27 protein-coding genes and 4 tRNA genes are annotated in these 22,106 nt (G+C 59.0%); 11 read left to right on the top strand and 20 right to left on the bottom strand.

The annotated features are described in order from the left end of the window. The first annotated feature begins 63 nt into the window (after nucleotides 1-63). Together AD670_RS05275 and AD670_RS05270 are read left to right on the top strand one after the other, a co-directional pair. A complete protein-coding gene (locus tag AD670_RS05275; RefSeq protein WP_082340908.1) occupies nucleotides 64-378 on the top strand; it encodes a hypothetical protein in 315 nt (104 codons plus the stop codon). A 289-nt stretch (nucleotides 379-667) separates the two neighbouring features. Continuing rightward, the gene (locus tag AD670_RS05270) at nucleotides 668-880 is read left to right on the top strand and encodes a cold-shock protein (RefSeq protein WP_032631434.1); all 213 of its coding nucleotides are present in this window, start codon (nucleotides 668-670) and stop codon (nucleotides 878-880) included. A gap of 73 nt (nucleotides 881-953) precedes the next feature. Here AD670_RS05270 and AD670_RS05265 read toward each other — a convergent pair whose 3' ends face one another. Together AD670_RS05265 and AD670_RS05260 are read right to left on the bottom strand one after the other, a co-directional pair. Further along, a complete protein-coding gene (locus AD670_RS05265; RefSeq protein WP_053128894.1) occupies nucleotides 954-1,274 on the bottom strand; it encodes an I78 family peptidase inhibitor in 321 nt (106 codons plus the stop codon). A 143-nt stretch (nucleotides 1,275-1,417) separates the two neighbouring features. Beyond that, nucleotides 1,418-1,723, bottom strand: a complete 306-nt coding sequence (locus AD670_RS05260; RefSeq protein ID WP_053128892.1) for a hypothetical protein — start codon at nucleotides 1,721-1,723, stop codon at nucleotides 1,418-1,420. Between the two features lie 154 nt (nucleotides 1,724-1,877). Here AD670_RS05260 and AD670_RS05255 point away from each other — a divergent pair, with 154 nt between their 5' ends. After that, the gene (locus AD670_RS05255) at nucleotides 1,878-2,090 is read left to right on the top strand and encodes a hypothetical protein (protein ID WP_053128891.1); all 213 of its coding nucleotides are present in this window, start codon (nucleotides 1,878-1,880) and stop codon (nucleotides 2,088-2,090) included. A 33-nt stretch (nucleotides 2,091-2,123) separates the two neighbouring features. Here AD670_RS05255 and AD670_RS05250 read toward each other — a convergent pair whose 3' ends face one another. Genes AD670_RS05250 through AD670_RS05220 form a run of 7 tightly spaced genes read right to left on the bottom strand, consistent with a single transcriptional unit; the run spans nucleotide 2,124 to nucleotide 9,091 of the window. Then, nucleotides 2,124-3,152 (bottom strand): nucleoside hydrolase, encoded by a 1,029-nt coding sequence (locus AD670_RS05250; RefSeq protein WP_053128889.1) that lies wholly within the window; start codon nucleotides 3,150-3,152, stop codon nucleotides 2,124-2,126. A 26-nt stretch (nucleotides 3,153-3,178) separates the two neighbouring features. Beyond that, nucleotides 3,179-3,583 (bottom strand): D-ribose pyranase, encoded by a 405-nt coding sequence (rbsD, locus tag AD670_RS05245; protein WP_053128887.1) that lies wholly within the window; start codon nucleotides 3,581-3,583, stop codon nucleotides 3,179-3,181. Continuing rightward, a complete protein-coding gene (gene rbsK / locus AD670_RS05240) occupies nucleotides 3,580-4,497 on the bottom strand; it encodes a ribokinase (protein ID WP_053128886.1) in 918 nt (305 codons plus the stop codon). The genes rbsD and rbsK overlap by 4 nt, the downstream gene beginning before the upstream one ends. Nucleotides 4,498-4,520: 23 nt before the next feature. Then, nucleotides 4,521-5,543, bottom strand: a complete 1,023-nt coding sequence (locus AD670_RS05235; protein ID WP_053128883.1) for a LacI family DNA-binding transcriptional regulator — start codon at nucleotides 5,541-5,543, stop codon at nucleotides 4,521-4,523. 3 nt (nucleotides 5,544-5,546) lie between these two features. Beyond that, nucleotides 5,547-6,524 (bottom strand): ABC transporter permease, encoded by a 978-nt coding sequence (locus tag AD670_RS05230; RefSeq protein WP_053128881.1) that lies wholly within the window; start codon nucleotides 6,522-6,524, stop codon nucleotides 5,547-5,549. After that, nucleotides 6,521-8,074 (bottom strand): sugar ABC transporter ATP-binding protein, encoded by a 1,554-nt coding sequence (locus AD670_RS05225; RefSeq protein WP_053128879.1) that lies wholly within the window; start codon nucleotides 8,072-8,074, stop codon nucleotides 6,521-6,523. Before AD670_RS05225 ends, AD670_RS05230 begins: the two co-directional genes overlap by 4 nt. Nucleotides 8,075-8,131: 57 nt before the next feature. After that, complete coding sequence (locus tag AD670_RS05220) at nucleotides 8,132-9,091, bottom strand: sugar ABC transporter substrate-binding protein (protein WP_053128877.1); 960 nt, start codon at nucleotides 9,089-9,091, stop codon at nucleotides 8,132-8,134. A gap of 553 nt (nucleotides 9,092-9,644) precedes the next feature. Between AD670_RS05220 and AD670_RS05215 the strand changes: the two genes are divergently transcribed. The 3 genes from AD670_RS05215 to AD670_RS05205 all read left to right on the top strand — a co-directional run bounded on the left by AD670_RS05215 (nucleotide 9,645) and on the right by AD670_RS05205 (nucleotide 11,870). Then, a complete protein-coding gene (locus AD670_RS05215) occupies nucleotides 9,645-10,733 on the top strand; it encodes an asparaginase (protein WP_053128876.1) in 1,089 nt (362 codons plus the stop codon). A 191-nt stretch (nucleotides 10,734-10,924) separates the two neighbouring features. Continuing rightward, nucleotides 10,925-11,176 carry a DUF1654 domain-containing protein gene (locus tag AD670_RS05210; protein WP_172681445.1) on the top strand — a complete coding sequence of 84 codons (252 nt, stop codon included), beginning with the start codon at nucleotides 10,925-10,927 and terminating at the stop codon, nucleotides 11,174-11,176. A 4-nt stretch (nucleotides 11,177-11,180) separates the two neighbouring features. After that, complete coding sequence (locus AD670_RS05205; protein ID WP_053128874.1) at nucleotides 11,181-11,870, top strand: endonuclease; 690 nt, start codon at nucleotides 11,181-11,183, stop codon at nucleotides 11,868-11,870. A 31-nt stretch (nucleotides 11,871-11,901) separates the two neighbouring features. Here the strand turns inward: AD670_RS05205 and AD670_RS05200 are convergent, their stop codons facing one another. Beyond that, a complete protein-coding gene (locus AD670_RS05200; RefSeq protein WP_053128873.1) occupies nucleotides 11,902-12,267 on the bottom strand; it encodes a hypothetical protein in 366 nt (121 codons plus the stop codon). A gap of 263 nt (nucleotides 12,268-12,530) precedes the next feature. Here AD670_RS05200 and csrA point away from each other — a divergent pair, with 263 nt between their 5' ends. The 3 genes from csrA (at nucleotide 12,531) to AD670_RS05185 (ending at nucleotide 13,578) form a co-directional block, all read left to right on the top strand. Continuing rightward, nucleotides 12,531-12,725, top strand: coding sequence for a carbon storage regulator CsrA (gene csrA / locus AD670_RS05195; RefSeq protein WP_003192511.1), 195 nt, complete (start codon nucleotides 12,531-12,533; stop codon nucleotides 12,723-12,725). Between the two features lie 212 nt (nucleotides 12,726-12,937). Next, nucleotides 12,938-13,183 carry a hypothetical protein gene (locus tag AD670_RS05190; protein WP_053128872.1) on the top strand — a complete coding sequence of 82 codons (246 nt, stop codon included), beginning with the start codon at nucleotides 12,938-12,940 and terminating at the stop codon, nucleotides 13,181-13,183. Nucleotides 13,184-13,281: 98 nt separating this feature from the next. Then, the gene (locus tag AD670_RS05185) at nucleotides 13,282-13,578 is read left to right on the top strand and encodes a hypothetical protein (RefSeq protein WP_053128870.1); all 297 of its coding nucleotides are present in this window, start codon (nucleotides 13,282-13,284) and stop codon (nucleotides 13,576-13,578) included. An 18-nt stretch (nucleotides 13,579-13,596) separates the two neighbouring features. Here AD670_RS05185 and AD670_RS05180 read toward each other — a convergent pair whose 3' ends face one another. From AD670_RS05180 to AD670_RS05165, 4 genes are all read right to left on the bottom strand, one after another. After that, nucleotides 13,597-14,274 (bottom strand): HAD-IA family hydrolase, encoded by a 678-nt coding sequence (locus AD670_RS05180; protein ID WP_053128868.1) that lies wholly within the window; start codon nucleotides 14,272-14,274, stop codon nucleotides 13,597-13,599. Between the two features lie 104 nt (nucleotides 14,275-14,378). After that, nucleotides 14,379-14,984: a pyroglutamyl-peptidase I gene (gene pcp, locus AD670_RS05175; RefSeq protein ID WP_053128865.1), complete on the bottom strand. Its 606-nt coding sequence runs from the start codon at nucleotides 14,982-14,984 to the stop codon at nucleotides 14,379-14,381. A gap of 7 nt (nucleotides 14,985-14,991) precedes the next feature. Beyond that, complete coding sequence (locus AD670_RS05170; protein ID WP_053128863.1) at nucleotides 14,992-15,942, bottom strand: DUF979 domain-containing protein; 951 nt, start codon at nucleotides 15,940-15,942, stop codon at nucleotides 14,992-14,994. After that, nucleotides 15,939-16,655, bottom strand: a complete 717-nt coding sequence (locus tag AD670_RS05165) for a DUF969 domain-containing protein (RefSeq protein ID WP_053128861.1) — start codon at nucleotides 16,653-16,655, stop codon at nucleotides 15,939-15,941. Before AD670_RS05165 ends, AD670_RS05170 begins: the two co-directional genes overlap by 4 nt. Before the next feature lie 428 nt (nucleotides 16,656-17,083). Here AD670_RS05165 and AD670_RS05160 point away from each other — a divergent pair, with 428 nt between their 5' ends. Continuing rightward, nucleotides 17,084-18,514: an MFS transporter gene (locus AD670_RS05160; RefSeq protein ID WP_053128858.1), complete on the top strand. Its 1,431-nt coding sequence runs from the start codon at nucleotides 17,084-17,086 to the stop codon at nucleotides 18,512-18,514. Nucleotides 18,515-18,544: 30 nt separating this feature from the next. On the opposite strand, the gene AD670_RS05155 is transcribed toward AD670_RS05160, so the two are convergent. Continuing rightward, on the bottom strand, nucleotides 18,545-18,979 hold the full coding sequence (locus AD670_RS05155; protein WP_053129127.1) for a hypothetical protein: 435 nt from the start codon (nucleotides 18,977-18,979) through the stop codon (nucleotides 18,545-18,547). Nucleotides 18,980-19,138: 159 nt separating this feature from the next. Further along, nucleotides 19,139-19,215 (bottom strand) — tRNA-Val (locus AD670_RS05150). A gap of 184 nt (nucleotides 19,216-19,399) precedes the next feature. Here AD670_RS05150 and AD670_RS05145 point away from each other — a divergent pair. Beyond that, nucleotides 19,400-20,683, top strand: coding sequence for an FAD-binding oxidoreductase (locus tag AD670_RS05145; protein ID WP_053128857.1), 1,284 nt, complete (start codon nucleotides 19,400-19,402; stop codon nucleotides 20,681-20,683). Between the two features lie 157 nt (nucleotides 20,684-20,840). Here the strand turns inward: AD670_RS05145 and AD670_RS05140 are convergent. From AD670_RS05140 to AD670_RS05125, 4 genes are all read right to left on the bottom strand, one after another. Further along, a tRNA-Asp gene (locus AD670_RS05140) sits at nucleotides 20,841-20,917 on the bottom strand. A 104-nt stretch (nucleotides 20,918-21,021) separates the two neighbouring features. Then, nucleotides 21,022-21,098 (bottom strand) — tRNA-Asp (locus AD670_RS05135). 55 nt (nucleotides 21,099-21,153) lie between these two features. Continuing rightward, nucleotides 21,154-21,229: transfer RNA gene (locus AD670_RS05130), tRNA-Val, on the bottom strand. 107 nt (nucleotides 21,230-21,336) lie between these two features. Further along, a complete protein-coding gene (locus tag AD670_RS05125; protein ID WP_053128854.1) occupies nucleotides 21,337-22,101 on the bottom strand; it encodes an SDR family oxidoreductase in 765 nt (254 codons plus the stop codon). Between the last annotated feature and the right edge of the window lie 5 nt (nucleotides 22,102-22,106).

Genomic DNA, 22,106 nt, shown 5'->3' with positions numbered 1-22,106 from the left:
CTGTACGCCATGCCTCAAACCCACTGAGAATCGCCGTTCGTCCCCGACCCAAAGGAGCATCCCATGATGCGTTTTACCTCTACCCTCGCTCTTGCCGCTACCCTGAGCCTCCTTTCCCTCGGCGCACAGGCCGCCGCCCCGTCCAACTGGCCAGCCGGCGCCCGCGACAGTTTCGTCAGCGACTGCAGCGCAGCCGCCAGCCAGAACGTGGACGTCAAAACCGCCAAAGCCCATTGCGAATGCGGCGCTGACAAGATCAACGCTGAATTGAGCACTGCTGAAATCAAGGAACTCATGACCAACCAGAACGCCAGCCCGGAGCTTAAAAACAAAGCGGTCGCGGCTATTTCGTCCTGCAAAGTCGTGAAGAAAAAGTAAGATCGGCCCCTGATCAGACGGCCGTTTTACCGGAAAAACAGCCCGAAAACTGCCATTTCTCACAAATTACACAGCTTTTACGGCTTTTTTTACCAGCTGATATTTCGTGCAAAAGCCCCGTAGATCGGGGCTTTCAGCCGAATCAAGCATTGAACGCAACGCTATTGATTAGCAAACTATGCCTTGGGGGGGCTCCCAAGCCGAGCATTTCGACTATGATAGCCCAGTGTGCCCAGTTGGCCTGAGCAGCACAGTACTACTGAAAATATATGTTTCTTGGAGATACACCATGTCTAATCGCCAATCCGGCACCGTTAAATGGTTCAACGATGAAAAAGGCTTCGGCTTCATCACTCCTCAAGGTGGCGGTGACGACCTGTTCGTACACTTCAAAGCTATCGAAAGCGACGGTTTCAAAAGCCTGAAAGAAGGCCAAACCGTTTCCTTCGTGGCTGAGAAAGGCCAAAAGGGTATGCAAGCTGCACAGGTTCGCCCAGAGTAATTCTGTGCTGAGCTAAAAAAACCCCGTCCATGTGACGGGGTTTTTTATGGGCGCTGCAAAAACCTGGAAGCAATCAGCCGCAATTGACGCGATTGATCACCAGGTTGTCGTCGGTATTCAGGTTCAAACGGTCGGAGCGGTATTCCAGCGTGATCATATCGTTGGGCTTGAGGATCCGCGCATTTTGCGCACCGGCACGCGTGCGAGCCTGTTCCAGTAACTGCGGCGAGGCTTTTTGGCCAATGGTAAATTCGGCGGCCTTAGCCTCACAGCGGCTATGGCCAGCATCGGACACGGCGGCGTCTTTGGCTGGCTCAGAGGCACCTGGGGTGCTGCAACCCGCCAACGCGAGTGCTGCCAACAGGGTACCGAATGATGCGAGCTTCCAAGGCATGAAGCCTCCTATTGAAAATAATGAACAGAGATCGTGCGACAGCGGCCTGGCAGATTGGTTTCAAGACGTAAACCGCTGATGGGCAAGTCTGCCTGACTCTCAGCAGGCATTCGCCCGATCAATCGTGACCAGATATGAACGCATCAGTAGATGTCGATGTAGTCAAACGGCGGCTTCGGCCAATTCTGCTTCAGCGCATTGAAAATCTGCGTGACCCAGACTTCATCGCTGGCTGCGACGTTGCCGACATAGCCAGAGCCCTTGGCCCAGGTCTCCAGGCGAAACAGCAGGCCGTCTATATCCGTGCCCCCCACCACCCCCGACGATATGTAGGCAATCCCAGCCTTGCTCACACGTAACTGGGTGTGCTCGTCATCACTGGCGCTGGCGATCAGTTGGCGCACGGCGGCCAGGGTGAGGTTTTCGGGGTTATTCAAATCGATCTGCACGCGGTGTCCCCCGGCAATTAAACAGGGGGACAGTGTCGCACAGCACCTGCTTCATGCCTAAGTAGCAGTGCCAAACACCGCGCAAAATGATTAACTGCGCCCGCTAGAACCGCGTTCCAGCGCATTGCCCCGTCTTTCAACCCGTGAGATTTCCATGACCACCGTAACGCTGCAAGCCGATATCAAAGCCAAGTGGCCCCAAGGCCAAAGCTCCTACAGCCCAGGAAGCCCGGAGGAACTGGCAATCATCGGTATCGACCTGCTGGTCAAGGAACTCGGCACCCAGGCAGCGCAAGCATTCATCGGCCAGGTATTCGAAAAATACCCGGCCGATCATATGGGGGCGCAAGACCCCGAGCGCGAATAAGAGCCGGCTGACGAACGTCAACCGGCAAGCGCTTTACTTCAAGCGCGCCAGGCGCTCGGTGAGCAGATCAAAGAAGCCCTGGGCGTCGCCGTTCTCAACCCAGAACACATTCTTTTCCTGCTTCAGGCCGTCGTACCAATCCACGATAGTCTGGCCAAAGGTCGGACCTTCGCGGCTGTCCACCACCATATTGGCCTGACGCCCCGTGAACAACGATGGCTTGAGCAGGTAGGCAATGACGGTCGCGTCATGTACCGGTCCGCCCGGAATGCCGTAGTGCTCCATGTCGCCCTTGACGTATTCATTAAGAATATCGCCGACGACCTTGCTCGCATTGTTCTTGATGTCGGCGATCTTTTTCAAACGCGCCTCGCTGGTCAGGACCTTATGAGTCACGTCCAGCGGCAGGTAAGTCAGCTTGACGCCGCTCTTGAGCACAATCTCGGCCGCCATCGGATCGGCGAACAAGTTGAACTCGGCAACCGGGGTGATATTGCCGCCGTTGAAGTGCGCGCCGCCCATCACCACCACTTCCTTGATGCCTTGGGTGATTTCCGGGTCCTGAGTCAATGCCAGCGCCAGGTTGGTCTGCGGGCCGAGCATCGCAATGGTGATGCTGTGAGGCTTGGCAGCCCGAAGGGTCTTGATCAGGTAATCAACAGCGTTGCCTTCAGCCAGGCCCTTTTTAGGTTCATGGACGGTGACGCCGGAAATACCTTCTTTGCCATGGATGTTCTCGGCGTAGATCGGTGTGCGCAGCAGCGGTTTGGGTGCGCCGGCGTACACCGGGATTTCTTCACGCCCGGCCCACTCGCGGGCCAGACGCGCGTTACGCGAGGTCTTGTCCAGGCGCACATTGCCGGCGACGGTGGTCAGCGCACGAATGTTCAATTCGTCCGGGGAAGCCATGGCGAAGAGCAAGGCCACCACATCGTCGGCACCTGGATCAGTGTCGATGATCAAGTCGATTTTTTCCGCCGCCTGGGCGCTTGCAGCAGTGAGCGCGGACAAAAGCAGGACACTCCGAAACAGATTTCTCAGGGTTGGGAGACCACGTTGCATAAAACACTCCTTGTCGTTGGGGAACTCTAGAAGGTTACGCCAGACACCAGCGCGATATTGCAGTAAGGCTGGCACTCGCCAGTGCGCACAACCGCGCGCGCATTGCGGCTTAACTGCTTGAATTGTTCATGGCTGAGCAGTCGTCGCTCGCCGAGGGCTGCCTGCTCAGTCAAGGCATTCAACTCAACCAGCGCGGGTGGCTGCTTGAGCAGGATTTCTTCCGCCAGCACATGGCTTTCCACCTGCATTTCACTGAGCACGATACGCAAGGTACTGATGAAGTCGGGAATGCCCTGGGTCAGCGCCAGGTCGATCAACTCGACCCCCGGCGGCACTGGCAAACCGGCGTCGCCGATCACCAGGATGTCGCCATGGCCCAGGGATGCGATCAGCCGCGACAAGGCGATATTGAGCAGCGGGGTCTTTTTCATAAGGGCACAAAACCTTGAACGTCATGCAGCGTAGGAATGGAGGGTTGCGCACCGGCACGGGTGACTGACAATGCTGCAGCGACCTGGCCAAAACGGATGGCCTCGGCTTCACTTTTGCCACTGGCCAGTGCTGCGGCAAAACCACCGACAAAGGTATCGCCGGCAGCGGTGGTATCCACCGCCTTGACCTTGGGCGCCACCAGGTGCTCAAAACCGTGGCCATCGGCGAACAACGCACCTTGGGCACCCAGAGTAATAATGACTTTACCGGCCCCCGCCTTGATCAGGTGTGTCGCCGCGACCTTGGCACTGTCGAGAGAGTCGACTGTCACGCCGCTCAGTGCGGTGGCTTCGCTTTCGTTGGGAATCAGGTAGTCGACCGCGGCGTACCAGTCGGCGGGCAACGGACCGCTGGCCGGCGCTGGATTGAGGATCACGGTCTTGCCCAGTTCACGACCGCGCTTGAGGGTATAACCGACAGTATCCATCGGCACTTCAAGCTGGCAGATGATCACATCGGCGGCCTGCAGCACCGCATCACATGCCCGTAGTGAGGCGGGCGTCAGCTCACCGTTGCTGCCAGCGACAATCACGATCGCGTTCTGGCTGCTGTCGTCCACCACAATCAAGGCGACGCCACTGGAGCCGTCCACAGTGCTCACCGCCTGGCAATCGATACCTTCCACCAGCAAGGCGCCACGCAGCTCAGTGCCATAGGCATCGGTGCCGACACAGCCGATCATTGCCACATCCGCCCCCAGTCGCGCCGATGCCACGGCCTGGTTGGCCCCCTTGCCGCCAGGCACCGTGGAAAATGTTTGGCCGATCAGGGTCTCGCCGGCACGGGGCAACCGACTGGCGCGGGTGACCAAGTCCATGTTCAAGCTGCCTACTACCACTACTTTTGCTGGCATACATCAGTACTCATCAATTCGGTTCAGCGGTATTGGGCGAATGCGCTGGCGACTGGCGCCGTCGACTCGCGCAATACAATGCTCGGCGTCACGATGCGTTGATCGATCGGCAGTTGAGGTGTTGAAATTCGTCGCAGTAAAAGCTCGGCCGCCGTCTCGCCCAGTTGCAGGATCGACTGGCCAACCGTGGTCAGCGCCGGGTACACGTAGCGGCCCATTTGTATGTCATCAAAACCGATCACCGACAGTTCGCCAGGCACGCGGATATTACGCTCCGCCGCGGCGCGCAACACGCCGAAACCGATCATGTCGTTGCTGGCAAAAATTGCGCTGGGCGGGTTTTCCGCCAGCAATTGCACGGCAGCAGCATAACCGCCGGTGCTGGTGAAGTCGCTTTCCCGGGTGCGATTGGCCAGCACTTCCACACCGGCCTCATGCAGCGCACGCTGGTACCCCGCCAGACGCATTTGCGCGACGCGCGTGTGGGCCGGGCCGCCGATGCAAGCGATGTCCCGATGGCCCAGATCAAGCAAGTGTCGGGTCGCCAGGTAGGCGCCCTGCTCGTGATCGATACGCACCAGGTCAACATCAATGCCGTCCAGCGCCCGGTCGACAATCACCATGGGCGTACGCACCGCGCTCAAACCCGCTGCGAGGCCGCTGTCATCACCGCCTACCGAGGTCACGATCAAACCGTCGATGCGTTTCTCCAGCAACACGCGCAAGTAGCTACGTTGTTTTTCCGCGTTGTCGTCGGAGTTGCAGAGAATCACGCAGTAGCCGTTACGCTCACAGTAATCCTCGATACCCCGGGCCAGCTCGGCAAAATAAGGGTTGAGGCTATTGGGCACGAGCAATCCAATAGTGGCCGTGGTATTGGCCTTGAGCGAACGCGCGACGGCGCTGGGCACGTAGTCGAGCTGCTTGATCGCCGCTTCGACCTTGATCCGTACCGGCTCGCTCACCGGGCGCGTCTTGTTCACCACATGGGACACGGTGGTGTAGGAAATACCTGCAAGCGCTGCTACATCCTTGATCGTCGCCATGGTTCAACCTCGCCGACTGGCGCGACGGCTGCGGTAAGTATCCAGCACCACAGCGATCACGATCACGGCGCCGGTGATGATGCGCTTGGTGGGCTCCGTAGCACCGATCTGCGCAAGGCCCGCGGCCAGCACCGAAATAATCAACACACCGAAGAAGGTACTGATCACCGAACCACGCCCGCCCATCAGGCTGGTACCGCCGATCACCACTGCGGCGATCACTTGCAGTTCCAGGCCGGAACCGGCATTCGGGTCTGCCGCTTCCAGGCGCGAAATCTGGAACAACGCTGCCACACCGGCCAGCAGGCCCATGAGGCTGAAGACCAGAATCTTGTACGGTTTGGGATTGATCCCAGCCAGGCGCACGGCTTCTTCGTTAGTGCCGATGCCAATCAGGTAGCGACCGAATACGGTACGGGTCAATACCAGTTGGGCGACAATAATCACCAGCAAAGCAATGATGAACGACGGCGAAATACCGAAGGCAACCGGGTTGGACAGCCACGCAAAGGAGTCACCGATATAGGCGGTGCGCGAGCCGGTCATCTGGTAAGCCACGCCACGGGCCATCTCCAACACGCCGAGGGACACGATAAACGATGGAATACGCCAGGCCACGGTGATAGAGCCGGTGATGGTGCCGGCCAACGCGGCGCAGCCCATGCCGAGCACGGCGGCCGGTAAAACACTCCAGCCCCAGCCGAGAATCGCCACACTGACAGCCGACGCTGCCAACGCCAGCACCGAGCCCACCGACAGGTCGATGCCACCGATGATGAGGATGAACGTCATGCCCACCGCCAGCACCATCAGGTCCGGGATCTGGTTGGCCAGGGTGCTGAAGGTGTCGTAGGACAGGAAGTGATCACTGAGCACTGAGAACAGCGCAATCATCGCCAGCAACGCACCCGCCAGCCCCAGGTAGGTACCCAGGCCATAGAAGTTGCCGCCAGTCTTACCGGGGGAAGTTGTTGTTTTCATGGGGTATCCCTAAGCACTGCGTCGTTGAGCAGCGCATCACGTTTCTGATAACCGGCAAAGGCGGCGGCAAGCAATTCGTCTTGTGTCCAACTGTCGCGCTCGAAGGTCTCGATCAAGCGTCCGGCGGACAGCACACCGATGCGGTCGCAGATCAGCATGAGTTCACGCAGGTCGCTGGACACCACCACCAGCGCCTTGCCCTGGCGGGTCAACTCGCCGAGCAAGGCATAAATGTCGAACTTGGCACCGACGTCGATGCCGCGGGTAGGCTCGTCGAACAGCATCACCGAGCAGTCGCGCTCCAGCCAGCGGCCAATCACCACTTTCTGCTGGTTGCCGCCGGACAGCTCCGACACCAATTGCGCCGGGCTGGAACTGCGGATACGCATGGCATCGATCTGGCGCTGGGCCAATGCTGCCTCATCTCGCGTATTCACCACACCGGCGCCGGAAATTTCCGGCATGTTGCCCAGGGCGATGTTGGCGCTGATGGACTGGCTCAACAGCAAGCCTTCGCCCTTGCGGTCTTCGGTGATCAGCGCAATGCCATGGCCCACCGCATCCACTGGCGAGCGAATGCTCACCACCTGGGCCGCAGAGCCCAGCGCCACGGTACCGCTGTCGGCCAGGTCGGCGCCGAAGATCAGGCGCAACAACTCAGTGCGGCCGGCGCCGATCAGACCGGAGATGCCATAGATCTCGCCCGCGCGCACTTCGAAAGACACGTCGCGGACCTTGTCCGAGCGGCTCAGGCCTTTCACCGTGAGCGCAGGCCCGCCGATAGTCCGCGGGCCCAGGTCGATGTGCTCGCCCAGCTCGCGACCGACCATCAAGGTAACGAGTTGCTCGCTGTTGTAGTTGGCCATCGGCTCGACACACACCAGCTTGCCGTCGCGCAGTACCGCAATGCGCTGGGCGACACGGGCCAGCTCTTCGAGCCGGTGTGAAATGTAAATGATCGCCACGCCCCGGGCCTGCAGGCGAGTGATTTGCTCAAACAGCATCTCGACTTCACGGGCAGTGAGCATGGCCGTGGGTTCGTCGAGGATCAGTACGTGGCAATCGCCAATCAGGTTGCGGGCGATCTCGACCATTTGCTGGTGGCCGATACCCAGGCTGCCAACCAATGTATCCGGGTCGATCGCATCCAGGCCGACTTGGGCCATGGCTTCGATCGCGGCTTTGCGCAACTGTTTGCGGCTGATCCAGCCACAGTGGCTGGGCAGGTTATCCAGGAACAGGTTTTCAGCCACGGTCAACGTAGGCAGCAGGTTAAGCTCCTGCATGACCATGCGCACCCCCAGCTCTTCAGCCTGGGTACGGCTGCCCGGCCGGTAATCCTGACCGTTGAATTGCATGTGCCCGGTAGTCGGTGTGACCAGACCGCCGATGATCTTCGACAAGGTGCTTTTGCCTGCGCCGTTTTCACCGGTCAGCGCCAGCACTTCACCGCGATTGAGCGTCAGGGTGATGTCGGACAGAACCGGCTGGGCATAGGTCTTGCCGATACCGCTGACCGAGAGGACAGCGTTCGGGGCGGAAGATGACATAGGAAAATCTCCAGGCGCCCGCTCAGGACGAGCGGGCGCTGTTGGGTGCTGCCAGGATTACTTCTTGAGGACGAGTTCGACCGGGGTTTCGATCACGCCGTCCTTGGCATCGACTTTCTCACCCTTGACCAGCTTCAGCGCGTTCTGGATACCGAACACGGCTTGCTGCGCGGCAGCCTGGTCGGCAGTCGCCAGGACGCGGCCGTCCTGCAGCATCGGCTTGATGGCGGCAATATTGTCGTAGCCTACGACCAGCACCTTGCCGGCCTTGCCGGCCGCACGCACGGCGGAGACCGCGCCCAGCGCCATGTTGTCGTTACCCGCCAGCAGCGCCTTGAGATCGGGGTATTCGCTCAGCATGGCGGAAGCCACCTTCTGGCCCTGGTCGATTTCCCAGTTACCCGATTGCGTGGAAACGATCTTCATGCCGGCAGCGTCCATCGCATCCTTGTAGCCTGCGGTGCGCTGTTGGGCGTTGGTGGTGGTTGGCACGCCTTCGATGATGCCGACTTTATCGCCCGCGGCCAGTTGCTTGGCCAGGTAGTCACCCACCAGTTTGGAGCCTTTACGGTTGTCGGGACCGACGAAGGGGATATCAAGGTTCTTGCTTTTCAGCACGTCCGGGTCCAGGCGGTTGTCGATATTGACGACCTTGATGCCGGCATCCGAGGCTTTCTTCAGTACGGTGACCAGCGCCTTGGAGTCTGCTGGCGCGATGACGATGGCGTTGACCTTGGCGAGGATCATCTGGTTGACGATATCGATCTGCGCGCTGGTATCGGTTTCGTTCTTGATCCCGTTGGTGATCATGTCGAAATCAGCCGCGTGGTCTTTCTGGTACGCCTTGGCACCGTCCTGCATGGTGACGAAGAATTCATTCGCGAGTGATTTCATCACCAGGCCGACCTTGGGTTTGGTGGCGGTGTCATCAGCGAATGCAGAGGAAAGGGGTAAGGCGGCGGATGCGGCAGCAAGCACAGCGACAGCAAGAAGACGTCCAGCGAATGGCAGCTTCATGGGTTCACTCCGATCTTATGATTATTGTGAGCAACGCTTGCACCGAAGACTGCTTCGGCAGCCGTCCCACCCGGGCGACTGATACGAGCTGGCAGGAGACTCAAGGAGTGCTCCGTGAAACATCTCGCAAACGTTTGCGTTAATCAAACTATGAGAACCTTGTCGAGATTTGTCAACGGTTGAGCATCGCCTTTCATGCGAGGCGTCTACCCCCTGCCCTCTCCCGTCTTGTGAAGCACGTTGTTAAACATCCCCCCGACAGTTTCGTTCTCTGAAACGACAGGCGTCAGCGTACAGGCCAGGATTTTTCGTGATCATTTTCGGACAACCGAACGCAATCTCGCCACTTGTTCGGAAAGCCGGACGCGCACATCACCAGACGCGCCAAGCCAATGACAATAGTCTTTACAAATCAATAAGTTATTTTAAATCAACGCACACAATCAGCCTGGTACAAATCCTGCTCTTACCCAGCACCTCGCGGCGTTCAGAACCGCCCGGGCGCTCTAGATGAACCTGCTACAGCACTCATCAAAAACCAGAGAGAAAAATAATGAAATCTGCATTGAAGAACTTTGTTCCGGGCGCGTTAGCCCTTCTGCTGCTGTTCCCTGTTGCCGCTCAGGCAAAGGACGTCGAATCCAAGACCAAACTGTCCAACGTGGTGATCCTCGCCACCGGCGGCACCATTGCTGGCGCGGGCGCCAGCGCAGCCAATAGCGCCACCTACCAGGCAGCTAAAGTTGGCATCGAGCAATTGATCGCCGGTGTTCCTGAGCTTAGTCAGATCGCGAATGTGCGTGGCGAGCAAGTGATGCAAATTGCATCCGAAAGCATCAACAACGAAAACCTGCTGCAGCTGGGACGCCGCGTCGCTGAACTGGCAGACAGCAAAGACGTGGATGGCATCGTGATCACCCACGGTACCGACACCCTGGAAGAGACCGCCTACTTCCTGAACCTGGTGGAAAAAACCGACAAACCCATCGTTGTAGTCGGCTCCATGCGTCCAGGCACCGCCATGTCGGCAGACGGCATGCTCAACCTGTACAACGCCGTAGCCGTGGCCAGCAGCAAAGATGCGCGCGGCAAAGGCGTACTGGTGACCATGAACGACGAGATCCAATCGGGTCGCGACGTCAGCAAGATGATCAATATCAAGACCGAAGCCTTCAAGAGCCCGTGGGGCCCTCTGGGTATGGTCGTTGAAGGCAAGTCCTACTGGTTCCGCCTGCCAGCCAAGCGTCACACCATGGACTCGGAATTCGACATCAAGAACATCAAGAGCTTGCCCGATGTTGAAATCGCCTACGGCTACGGCAACGTAAGCGACACCGCCTACAAGGCACTGGCCCAGGCTGGCGCCAAAGCCATCATCCACGCTGGCACCGGCAACGGTTCGGTGTCGTCCAAAGTGGTTCCCGCGCTGGTGGAGTTGCGCAAGCAAGGTGTGCAGATCATCCGTTCTTCCCACGTAAATGCCGGGGGCATGGTGCTGCGTAATGCCGAACAGCCAGACGACAAGTACGACTGGGTCGCCGCCCTCGACCTGAACCCGCAGAAAGCGCGGATTCTGGCAATGGTCGCCCTGACCAAGACCCAGGACAGCAAAGAGCTGCAACGGATGTTCTGGGAATATTGATTCCTGCTGACATCTCTGTAGGGGCGGGTTTACCCGCCTCTACTTCATCTGTAAATCCCGCAACCAACACCTCCCCGCCTTACACCGAACCACTTAAACCGCTGTCAGACGAACTTCTTGAAATTTAAGCAGTTGCGAAATTGCCTACAGTTAAATACTGTATGCACGTACAGCCTATTAAGGAATACTCCGTGGCAAAGTCCTCTTCCGCAGCGCCAACCCCACCCGATGCCTACGAACGCCTGGCCATTCGTGTGCAAAAAATCATCAACTCCACTAACGCTCAGAAAGCCAAGGCAGCCTTGATCTTCCGCTTGCCGGAAGAACCAGAGGACGAATGGCAGCGCTTGCTGGAGGAAATCGCAGAGAACGACAACGTCACCCTCGCCTATCGGGATGACGACGGCGTGCAGATTTTCTGGGTTGTGCCGAAGGAAGATTGAGTCGATGAGTGCCCGTTTTATTGCTGTGTGCTGCCTGCTGTTCGCTGTCTCTGCCCATGCCCAAGCACCCCGAACTTTCAGCGAAGCCAAGAAGGTCGCCTGGACGCTCTATGCGCCACAATCCACCGAGTTCTATTGCGGCTGCAAATACACCGGTAATCGCGTTGACCTCAAAGCCTGTGGCTACATCCCACGTAAAAACGCCAATCGTGCTGCACGCATCGAGTGGGAGCACATTGTTCCGGCCTGGCAGATCGGACATCAGCGCCAATGCTGGCAGAACGGTGGACGCAAGAACTGCACGCGGCATGACGATGTGTTCAAGCGTGCCGAAGCGGATTTGCACAACCTGGTGCCGAGCATCGGCGAGGTCAATGGCGACCGAAGCAACTTCAGTTTTGGCTGGCTGCCGGTGCAAAGTGGGCAGTACGGTTCATGCCTGACCCAGGTGGACTTCAAGGCCAAGAAGGTCATGCCACGCCCGTCTATTCGCGGGATGATCGCACGCACTTATTTCTACATGAGCAAGCAGTACGGCTTGCGCCTGTCAAAACAGGATCGCCAGTTGTACGAAGCCTGGAACAAGACCTATCCGGTACAAGCCTGGGAGCGCCAACGTAACCAGACGGTGGCGTGCGTGATGGGCCTTGGCAATGAATTTGTCGGCCCGGTAAACCTGAAAGCCTGCAGTTGAAGATGGGCGGCACGGCCGCCCAATCAGCCCGTTACTGCGCGGACGTGTGCTCGATGATCTCGGACACCGTGTCGCTTTTCTTCGCCCGTGCCATCTTTTCGTTGAGCAGTGTCTGCTTGGCCTCGGCCTCTGCCCTGGTTGCAAACGGCCCCAGCAGCACTTCGTCCTTGCCGTCGACCTTCACGATATAAAAACTGAACCCGTGCTCGAGCAACCAGGCGGTCAGGTCCGTGATTGCCTGCAACTTGTGGTCCGGTGGGCCTACGCGCAGATCCCACTCCTGGGCGGCAATCGCGCCGGTTTGTGGCTGGTTTTCGGTCACGGCAGGCTTGGCCTTGGGGGCATCGACACGCTTGCCTTCACCGCAACCGGCCAACGCCAACACCGCAATTGCCATCGCTACTTTACGCACTGCCCTGCTCCTTCAAAGGATAAAGAGGCGACTTTATCATTCACTGTCTATTCTGGCCGTCATAAACGTTGGCTTAAACAATGCGAATGATGTATCCCAGACCTGTATGATGCCGCCATGGGAATTAATGTCGCCTCTATGCGTCCTAAAAGAGGCAGTCACAGGGAAGCGCTTAGCAGTAAGCTACACACATACGACACCTGCCCTGTCTGAAACATGTGTCCTTAAAAGTAATCAAGGAGAAGTCCATGCTTATACTCACCCGCAAAGTCGGTGAAAGCATAAACATCGGTGATGACATTACGATCACCATCCTGGGCGTCAGCGGCCAGCAAGTAAGAATCGGCATCAACGCACCCAAGGATGTTGCCGTGCATCGCGAGGAAATTTACCAGCGCATCCAGGCCGGCCTGACCGCTCCGGACAAAAACCAGACGCCTTGAAGCACCCTCAGTAGCCAGCCCTTTCGTTCACTGTTACGGCTGGCGAAAACTTCCTCGGACTGCTTTTGTCTTTAGTTGCGCGAACTGTTTTTTCGGCACACTCATCTATTCGTCAAGATGAAACTATCTTCACGCCTGGAACTTATTACACCCTCTGCAACCAAATCCCCTGACTGACATCCCGCCATCCGTGTGCACCTGGGAGCACGTCGATGATGCCTGGCACTGCGCGGCCATTTTTCTCCACATCCTGGATGATTGCCCTGCTGATAGGGCTGGTCTTCGTCGGTTTGGAATATGGCCTGAAGCTTGAAATAGAAGGCGCTGAGGCCCCCCGTTCGCGGCTGGACCTGGTACTGCTGCTGTGTGGCTACTTGTTCATGTTCTGCCTCAAGCCCATCCAGATGGCCGTGCAGCACAAGTTGTGCCAGCGAACCCTTCGCAAAACCGCACGCTGACGCCCCCCTGATTCACTATCAGATCACCGGTGTTTACAGCGTCGTAGCAAGACCTATTCTTGAGTGTGTTTGCACAGCCAGTAAAGGCGCAGAAACAGATGGACACCCTCACTAAAACTCAAATCGAATCTGAATTGGCAGCCCGCCTGCCCAGCTACGCGGTCACCTGCACGCTGCACGCCGACGGCACGCTCTCGGCCGTACTCAGCGGTCCGGAAACCGACCACTTCGCAATCACCGGAATCGTGCGCGCGCATTATCGCGGAGCCGAAGCAATTGCCCGGCTCGCCAACGAGATTCTCAGAGAGATGGTGCTGTCCCGCCAAGGCATGCGCAGTGATCGAATGCAGGCATCGCCTGAACCAGCCGCCAGCGACGCAAGCCAAGGCCAGTAACGGGCCTGGCTTTCTGTATCAGCCCGCCGCTCGCTCCAAGCACAACAAGCCATCAGCGCTGCGTTGTACCTTTAGCTGTTCATACCCATCAATCGAAGGATGCTCCGTCACCATGGGTTTGAGGTGCGTCGACGTCACAACCATCACATCCGCCCCAGCCGCCTCCCCCGCACGAATCCCCACCGTGGCATCCTCAAACACCAGGCAGTCCTGCACCGACACCCCCAGACGCTGCGCACCGAGCACATAACAGGCGGGGTTCGGCTTGCCGATGGCCACGTCTTCAGCCGTGACCAGCACCGCTGGCGGTGTAATACCTGCCGCTTGCAGCCGACGCAACGCCAGCTCCCTGGGTGCAGAGGTGACCAGCGCCCACTGATCACCGGGCAAACGGCTGAGAAACTCGACGGCACCGGCAATCGCGACGACACCGTCCACATCCTTGATTTCAGCCTCGGTGATCCACCGCGCCTCAACCTGCGGATCAACACCGGGCAATGCCTGGCGCGTGATGGTGTCGATCGCCCGCGCACCATGGATGGTGGTCAGAAACCTCGCCACATCCAGCCCGTGGCGTTCAGCCCAAGTGCTCCACACCCGCTCGGCGGCAGCAATTGAATTGAGCAGGGTCCCGTCCATATCGAACAGGAAGGCGCGGTAAGGGCGGGCAAATACGGCTGAACCTCGGATGGACACTGCGGGGTTTCCTCGTGAGCTGAAACGAATAATCGGCGCGATGCAATCTACGGATCACCTGGTTGCTTGTAAACGCTCACGGCGCCTGCAACAACACTGAGGCGTCAACTCACCTGTCCGCCCACTTCCACCACGTCCACCGGGGTGTGCCATGCCGTCGACACCGCGATGCGCAGCCCATCGACCAGGCCCGCTCCAAGCTCACGCGACACGTGGATAAAGCCACTGCGTACACCCGAGCCCGAGAGTTCGTGCTGCAAACGGTAGAACACCTGGTTGCAAACAAATGTACCCGCCGTCTGCGACACCGACACCGCAATCCCCTCCTCCCGAACCGCCTTGGCCATCGCCTTGATCGGCAGCGTTGAGAAGTATGCCGCAGGGCCGCCGACCACTACCGCCGTGTCAATAGGCTGTGCGCCGAGGTTGTCGGGAATGCGCGCGTCATTGATGTTGATCGCCACTCGCTCGATGGATATTTCGCTACGCCCAGGTGCCAATCCAGTGGCGATGACCATCGCCGGGCGCAATTCACTGATCAGTTGGACCAGGCACTCACCTGCCGTGGCAAATGCACAAGGCAGTCGGCGCGCAACAATCTGCACATCATCGTCGAGCTGCACGCCATCCAGTTGGCGCACCGCCTCCCAGGAAGGATTCACCACGTCTTGATCAAAGGGCTCGAACCCCGTCAGCAGTACGGTTCGCATCTGGACCTCACATCAACCAGTAAAGCAGGACAATATTGACCACCAGCATCATCAAGGCCGTCGGCATCTGGGCCTTGATCACCGCGTTTTTGTCTGGCAACTCCAGCAACGCCGCCGGCACGATATTAAAGTTGGCAGCCATCGGCGTCATCAGCGTTCCGCAGTAGCCGGAGAACATGCCAATCGCCGCCATCACCGCCGGATTGCCGCCGTAGATACCCACCAGCACCGGCACACCCACGCCGCCGGTCATCACCGGGAACGCCGCGAAACCGTTGCCCATGATCACCGTAAACAGCGCCATGCCCAACACATAGACCATCACCGCCACCAGCTTGAAATCCAGGTTGATGTAAGTGGTAGTGACGTGCGCGACCGCCGTGCCGACCCCGGCCTCATTGAACAACAACCCAAGCATCGCCAGCATCTGCGGCAACACCATGGCCCAACCCAAGGCTTCGGTCAGGCGCCGGGATTCGCGCAAGGCTTGCACTGGCGTATCGCGGGTCAGCCAGCAGGCCAGGCCGAGAGCGATCAAACAGCCGATGCCGAGGGACACGAAGGTGGTGTTTTTCGGATCCAGCAACGGTACGCCGCCAATCTCGGTGTGCTTGAGCAAGACCGAACCGATCACCGTGGTCAGGGGAATGGCCAGCGCCGGGATAAACAGCTTGTGACCGAGGCGACCGGCACTGGCACGCGAAGCCTTGTCATGCAACTGCGCATGGGTGCCACGACCAACGCCGCCCAAACCTGCGATCAGCGCCATCACCACTACCCCCACACCGACCACCACCGATGGCAGGCGCTCCCCCACCAGGAATGGAATGGCGAACAGCAGCCAGAACAGTGCGCTGGACCAACGCTTGGGGTGGGTTCGATCCAACAGGATCATGCCCGCGGTAATCAGCAGCAGAACCCCGGCGAGCCAGTACAGGTATTGAATCGAGATGATCATTGCGCGACCTCCACTGGGGTGGCGACGGACGTCATCTCGCGGGTCAGCCTTCGGTCAAAGCGATGAAGTCGGATCGCGTGAATGATGAACGCGCAAATAGCCGTGGGAATGCCCCACATCGCAATGTGCAGCGGCTCTACGTCGATTCCCGACCCCAGCAGGAAGGTGTGCATCAACGCGATCGCACCGAAGGCGACGAAGATGTCTTCACCAAAAAACAGGCCGACATTGTCGGTGGCGGCACACATGGCCAACACCTTGTGACGTAGTTTATCCGGCAGTTTGCCGTAGCGTTTTTCCGCCGCGCCTTCGGCCATCGGTGCCAGCAGCGGGCGTACCATCTGTGGGTGCCCGCCGAGGCTGGTCAAGCCCATGGCAGCCGTGGTTTCACGCACAAACAGATAGATAATCAACAGGCGCCCGACCGTAGCGCGCTCAAACCGCGCAATCCAGTTCTGCGCATGCAGGCGCAAGCCGTGACGTTCCAGCAGGCCGATGACCGCCAGGGGCAACAACAGGATCAATTGCAGGGCGCGGGTCTGCAGGAAACCATTGCCCATGGTGGCGAGGATTTTTTCCAGCGGGAAATGGGCGGCAAACCCTGTGGCGATAGCGGCGGCGGTAACCACCAATAACGGATTGAAGCGCAAAACAAAGCCAACCACGATCAGAAGTACGCCGATTAACGGCCATAAGTTCACAACAGTTTGCATGGCGGAAAGGTCCTTAAGTGCGCGCTGCGGCGCCATTACAGCAGGATGTGAACAAAGGGTTCACAGCAGGAAGTGGCGTGCAGTCGGCTCGGTTTTTTATTGTTGACCCGTCAGGGCGAGCGTCAGTGGCGGCAACTTTGCTGTGTGGAAGCGGGAGGTGTCCAACAAGAAAAATTGTTGCTGCAAACCAATAAATCTTGTGGGCAATTGAAGGCGGCGCAGGTAACAAGGTGTAGACAGGCTGCGCAGGATTCGCGCATCGTAGCGTCGCCGATTGACCAGGCTCCCCATCACTGTTGTGGATACGGACATTCAGTGAAAACCGAAAAAACCCTCAGCGCACGCTCCCGCACCGGACTGAAACCGGCGCGCCGATCGGTTCGCGCACTGACGACACGTCATCATCGGCATCGGAAGGGGCTGCATCGGTGACCTCACCCACTCCAGATTCAGCCGCGCAAACCAGCCTCAGCCTGCAAACCCGCCTGATTGCCCTGGTGGTCGCCGTCACCTTCTTCATGGAAAACCTTGACGCCACCGTTATCGCCACGGCACTACCGACCATGGCGACCGCCTTCGGGGTGACGCCGGTTGACATGAACATCGGCATCACCGCGTACATCCTCGCCGTAGCGATCTTCATCCCCCTGTCCAGCTGGATCGCCGACCGCTTTGGCGCACGCCGCGTATTTGCCGGCGCGATCATCGTCTTCACCCTCGCCTCACTGCTCTGCGGGCTTAGCCAGAGTCTCGAGATGTTCGTAGTTGCCCGTGTCCTGCAAGGCATCGGCGGCGCACTGATGGTGCCCGTCGGGCGCCTGGCGGTGCTGCGCAACACCGACAAGAAAGACTTGGTGAAGATGATCGCGGTGATCACTTGGCCCGGCCTGGTGGCGCCTATCCTCGGGCCATTGGCCGGCGGCTTGATCGTGACCCATGCGTCGTGGCCATGGATCTTCTACGTGAATCTGCCACTCGGCGCCCTGGCCTTGATCGCCGCCCTATGGCTGGTGCCGGAAGGCCGCGAGACGAACGTGCGCAGGTTCGATGCAAAGGGGTTTGTCTTGCTGGCAGGCGCCTGCGTAGCGCTGCTGGGCGGGCTGGAATGGCTGGGCAGCCAGTCAGGCGAAATGCTCATTCCTGGCGGCATGCTGGTTGCGGCGGGACTCCTGCTGACGGTATGGGCCGTGCATCATTGCAAGGGCTACAGTGAGCCATTACTGCCGCTCGACACCCTGTCCATCACGACCTTTCGCGTAAGCGTCTACGGCGGGTCGCTCTTCCGCCTGGCCATCAGCGCACTGCCTTTCTTGCTGCCACTGCTATTTCAAGTAGCGTTCGGCTTGTCACCAGTGGATGCCGGCCTGCTGGTACTGGCGGTATTCGCCGGCAACCTGGCGATGAAGCCCTTTACCACAGCCATCATGCAGCGCTACGGCTTTCGCAAGGTGTTATTGGTCAATGGGGTGATGGGGGTGATGTCGATTGCAGCCTGCGCGTTTTTCACCGCGCAGACGCCATTTGCACTGATCGCCAGCGTGCTGTTCGTGGGCGGCCTTTCACGCTCGATGCAGTTCACTTGCTACAACTCGATCGGCTTTGCGGACGTACCCAAGGCACGCATGAGCGAGGCGTCGGCGCTGTTCAGCCTGTCATTCCAAATGGCCATGGGGATGGGTGTGACGGTCGCGGCGCTGCTGCTGCGGGCATCCATGAGCGTACAAGGGCATGAGATTCAGGCGCAGGTCGCGGATTTTCGCGTGGCGTTCATCGGGGTGGCGTTGCTGGGGGTGTTGGCGCTGGTGGATGTGTACCGGTTGCCGGTAGGAGCGGGAGAAAGTGTGTTGAATCGACGCTGACGGCTGCCGTTCAACACACTTTTGCGGCTATCAGGCGGTGGTATTGACCATCGATCCGGAGGTGCTGTTGCCCTCATCCGTTACCGCCTGCAACAGCGCGGAAGTCACCGTTTGCAAGGCTGCCGCAGTGCCCGCGATCTGTGTTTGCGCCGCTGCTACTGCCGCGGCTTTAGCCTCTGCACTCTGGTCGCGGGACTGGACTTCCTGCAAGGCCTGCTGCTGCGCTTGAAGCTGCTTTTGCAACTGCTCGATCTGCTTCTTCAACGCCTTGACGGTATCGGACTCCTTCGAGATCGATGAGGCTTGGCTACCGCCACCCACGCCTGCCGCGCTATTGGAGTCAGCTTTCATGTTGACGGTCATGCCGCCTGCGCTGTTCGTACTGGCCGTGGCCGTGGTATCAGTCGAGCTGACAAGGCTGGGAGTACTTACTACGGAAGAGGTAGTGCTGATGTTGATAAGCATGCCAAATGTCCGAGAGTTGAAGATTTGCGACTGCATCGGCCTGGGCGTCGATTACTTTAGGGGCGTGTTGATTTTTTGATAGCCGTAAATTGCGAACAACAAAAAAGGGCCCACCTTTCGGTGAGCCCTTCTAGACCGCCCAGCAGAGCGGATTTTGTTTGGTAGGCGCGATTGGACTCGAACCAACGACCCCCACCATGTCAAGGTGGTGCTCTAACCAACTGAGCTACGTGCCTGCTGTGAGGCGGCATTCTACGGAATTCCGAAGGGGTGTCAACATCTTTTTTGCAGCTAAGCCTATGAATATGCGAATTTTTTATTTGTGGCCGGTGCGCCGCGCTTTTTCGGGTGGCTGGCAGGCAATTTTCAACTCAGGTAGGATCGGAGCACTCGTAAAAAATATAAAACAGAGGTTCCAGGATGGCGAACACCCCCTACCCCCAGTCGTATTACGCCGCTTCCGCCAATGCCGTTCCGCCGCGCCCAATGTTGCAAGGGGACGTCGAAACCGATGTGTGCGTGATTGGCGCCGGCTATACCGGCCTGTCCAGCGCGCTGTTTCTGCTGGAGAACGGTTTTCGCGTGACGGTGCTGGAAGCTGCCAAGGTGGGTTTTGGCGCGTCGGGCCGCAATGGTGGACAGATCGTCAACAGCTACAGCCGTGACATTGATGTGATCGAGCGCAGCGTCGGCCCCCAGCAGGCGCAGTTGCTGGGGCAGATGGCGTTCGAGGGTGGCAGGATCATTCGCGAGCGGGTGGCCAAATACCAGATCCAGTGCGACCTGAAGGACGGCGGCGTGTTCGCGGCACTCAACAGCAAGCACATGGGCCATCTGGAGTCGCAGAAGCGCTTGTGGGAACGCTACGGCCATACACAGCTGGAGTTGCTGGACGAGCGCCGCATTCGCGAGGTAGTGGCCTGTGACAACTATGTCGGCGGACTGCTGGACATGAGTGGCGGCCACATCCATCCACTCAACCTGGCGCTGGGTGAAGCGGCAGCCGTGGAGTCCCTGGGCGGTACGATCTACGAACAATCGGCGGCGGTGCGCATCGAGCGGGGTGCCAATCCGGTGGTACATACGGCCGAAGGTAAGGTCAGGGCCAAGTTCATCATCGTCGCGGGCAATGCCTACCTGGGCAACCTGGTGCCGGAGTTGGCGGCCAAGTCGATGCCCTGTGGCACCCAGGTGATCACGACGGCGCCACTCGGGGATGAGCTGGCCAAGACCCTCCTGCCGCAGGATTACTGCGTAGAGGACTGCAACTACCTGCTCGACTACTATCGCCTCACCAGCGACAAGCGCCTGATCTTCGGCGGCGGCGTGGTGTATGGCGCGCGCGACCCGGCGAACATCGAAGCAATCATCCGCCCGAAGATGCTCAAGGCCTTCCCGCAACTCAAGGATGTGAAGATCGACTACGCCTGGACCGGCAACTTCCTGCTGACCCTGTCACGCTTGCCGCAGGTCGGGCGCCTGGGTGACAACATCTACTACTCACAGGGCTGCAGCGGCCATGGCGTGACGTACACCCACTTGGCGGGCAAGGTCCTGGCGGAAGCGCTGAGAGGCCAGGCAGAGCGCTTCGATGCGTTTGCCGACCTGCCGCACTACCCATTCCCAGGCGGGCAACTGTTGCGCACACCGTTTGCGGCACTGGGGGCTTGGTATTACGGGCTGCGGGATAAGCTGGGCTTCTGACAAATCAATGGGAGCCGGTTCGCCGGCTCTCGCAAAAAATAGCCAAATCGCAGACACAAAAAACCCCGGTCTTTCGACCAGGGTCTTTGCTATCGGATCAAAGCAGCCAGTGGCTTTCTTTGTGCTTCAAGGCGTTCAGTGGGCCTTGAGGCAGATATGGCGCAGCGGACGGGACTCGAACCCGCGACCCCCGGCGTGACAGGCCGGTATTCTAACCGACTGAACTACCGCTGCGTATCGCTTGACCGGCCGAGCAAACCGCCTCAACCGTCTTTTAACATCTGATCGATCAGCTTGGCTGTTCAATCTCAAGCCCGACGAATCGAACCTGGAAAATATGGCGCAGCGGACGGGACTCGAACCCGCGACCCCCGGCGTGACAGGCCGGTATTCTAACCGACTGAACTACCGCTGCGCGTCGGTGCAACCTTTAACGTTGCGTCTTACCCGAAGGCAAAACTCTCAAGAAGTGGTGGGTGATGACGGGATCGAACCGCCGACCCTCTGCTTGTAAGGCAGATGCTCTCCCAGCTGAGCTAATCACCCTTTGCTTCGTTGAGGCCGCGAAATTTACGCAGGTAGCGGACCTAAGTCAATAGCCTGCTTGAAGTTTTTCTGAAAAAGACAAAATAGCTTCAAGACGGCTACCTGCCCTACTCGCTGTAAATCATCTTCTTGCTCATGCCACCGTCCACCACAAACTCTTGCCCGGTGACAAAGCCGGCCTGGCGCGACAGCAACCATGCCACCATCGCCGCCACGTCCTCTACCGTACCCACCCTGCCCGCCGGATGCTGGGCATGATCGGCATCAGTCAAAGGTTCGGCACGCCGCGCAGCTGGATCACGGGCATCAATCCAGCCAGGGCTGACCGCATTCACCCGCACTTCCGGCCCGAGGCTCATCGCCAAGGCGTGAGTCAGCGCCAACAACCCACCTTTGCTCGCCGCATAGGCTTCGGTATCCGGTTCCGACTGACGAGCCCGGGTCGACGCCAGGTTGACGATCGCCCCGCCGTGGGCCCGCAGGTAAGGTGCACAGTGCTTGGCCAGCAACATCGGCCCACTGAGGTTAACGGCCAGCACGCGGTTCCAGTAAGCCAGGTCAAGGCTTTCCAGGGTGATATTGTGCGGGTCGGCCACCGCAGCGTTACAGACCAACGCGTCCAAACGACCGAATTGCCCCAGGACTTCGGCGACCCCTTGGGCCACCTGTTTCTCGTCAGCCACATCCATGGTGATAAACCAGGCATTCTCGCCCAGCACCTTGGACACCTTGGAGCCACGCTCGCGATCCAGATCGGTCAAGACCACCTGCCAGCCTTCGCTGATCAGCCACGCGGCAATCCCGAGGCCAATGCCCCGCGCCGCGCCCGTCACCAGAGCGACGCGCCCATTACTGGCCGTTGCGGCCTCCATGGACC

The sequence above is a fragment of the Pseudomonas sp. MIACH genome (genome assembly GCF_001269925.1).
Taxonomy (GTDB): Bacteria; Pseudomonadota; Gammaproteobacteria; order Pseudomonadales; family Pseudomonadaceae; genus Aquipseudomonas.
The sequence above is the reverse complement of the archived record's forward strand: the minus strand, read 5'-3'. Positions and strand labels throughout refer to the sequence as shown.

What these genes read in the sequence shown, in the direction of transcription:
- AD670_RS05235 (WP_053128883.1), bottom strand. Translation starts at nt 5,543, where the DNA reads ATGGCGACGATCAAGGATGTAGCAGCGCTTGCAGGTATTTCCTACACC.
- pcp (WP_053128865.1), bottom strand. Translation starts at nt 14,984, where the DNA reads ATGCGAACCGTACTGCTGACGGGGTTCGAGCCCTTTGATCAAGACGTG.
- AD670_RS05155 (WP_053129127.1), bottom strand. Translation starts at nt 18,979, where the DNA reads ATGCTTATCAACATCAGCACTACCTCTTCCGTAGTAAGTACTCCCAGC.
- AD670_RS05170 (WP_053128863.1), bottom strand. Translation starts at nt 15,942, where the DNA reads ATGATCATCTCGATTCAATACCTGTACTGGCTCGCCGGGGTTCTGCTG.
- AD670_RS05255 (WP_053128891.1), top strand. Translation starts at nt 1,878, where the DNA reads ATGACCACCGTAACGCTGCAAGCCGATATCAAAGCCAAGTGGCCCCAA.
- AD670_RS05200 (WP_053128873.1), bottom strand. Translation starts at nt 12,267, where the DNA reads ATGGCAATTGCGGTGTTGGCGTTGGCCGGTTGCGGTGAAGGCAAGCGT.
- AD670_RS05125 (WP_053128854.1), bottom strand. Translation starts at nt 22,101, where the DNA reads ATGGAGGCCGCAACGGCCAGTAATGGGCGCGTCGCTCTGGTGACGGGC.
- AD670_RS05165 (WP_053128861.1), bottom strand. Translation starts at nt 16,655, where the DNA reads ATGCAAACTGTTGTGAACTTATGGCCGTTAATCGGCGTACTTCTGATC.
- AD670_RS05145 (WP_053128857.1), top strand. Translation starts at nt 19,400, where the DNA reads ATGGCGAACACCCCCTACCCCCAGTCGTATTACGCCGCTTCCGCCAAT.
- AD670_RS05215 (WP_053128876.1), top strand. Translation starts at nt 9,645, where the DNA reads ATGAAATCTGCATTGAAGAACTTTGTTCCGGGCGCGTTAGCCCTTCTG.
- AD670_RS05265 (WP_053128894.1), bottom strand. Translation starts at nt 1,274, where the DNA reads ATGCCTTGGAAGCTCGCATCATTCGGTACCCTGTTGGCAGCACTCGCG.
- AD670_RS05230 (WP_053128881.1), bottom strand. Translation starts at nt 6,524, where the DNA reads ATGAAAACAACAACTTCCCCCGGTAAGACTGGCGGCAACTTCTATGGC.
- AD670_RS05190 (WP_053128872.1), top strand. Translation starts at nt 12,938, where the DNA reads ATGATGCCTGGCACTGCGCGGCCATTTTTCTCCACATCCTGGATGATT.
- AD670_RS05220 (WP_053128877.1), bottom strand. Translation starts at nt 9,091, where the DNA reads ATGAAGCTGCCATTCGCTGGACGTCTTCTTGCTGTCGCTGTGCTTGCT.
- AD670_RS05275 (WP_082340908.1), top strand. Translation starts at nt 64, where the DNA reads ATGATGCGTTTTACCTCTACCCTCGCTCTTGCCGCTACCCTGAGCCTC.
- csrA (WP_003192511.1), top strand. Translation starts at nt 12,531, where the DNA reads ATGCTTATACTCACCCGCAAAGTCGGTGAAAGCATAAACATCGGTGAT.
- AD670_RS05225 (WP_053128879.1), bottom strand. Translation starts at nt 8,074, where the DNA reads ATGTCATCTTCCGCCCCGAACGCTGTCCTCTCGGTCAGCGGTATCGGC.
- AD670_RS05205 (WP_053128874.1), top strand. Translation starts at nt 11,181, where the DNA reads ATGAGTGCCCGTTTTATTGCTGTGTGCTGCCTGCTGTTCGCTGTCTCT.
- AD670_RS05250 (WP_053128889.1), bottom strand. Translation starts at nt 3,152, where the DNA reads ATGCAACGTGGTCTCCCAACCCTGAGAAATCTGTTTCGGAGTGTCCTG.
- AD670_RS05185 (WP_053128870.1), top strand. Translation starts at nt 13,282, where the DNA reads ATGGACACCCTCACTAAAACTCAAATCGAATCTGAATTGGCAGCCCGC.
- rbsD (WP_053128887.1), bottom strand. Translation starts at nt 3,583, where the DNA reads ATGAAAAAGACCCCGCTGCTCAATATCGCCTTGTCGCGGCTGATCGCA.
- AD670_RS05270 (WP_032631434.1), top strand. Translation starts at nt 668, where the DNA reads ATGTCTAATCGCCAATCCGGCACCGTTAAATGGTTCAACGATGAAAAA.
- rbsK (WP_053128886.1), bottom strand. Translation starts at nt 4,497, where the DNA reads ATGCCAGCAAAAGTAGTGGTAGTAGGCAGCTTGAACATGGACTTGGTC.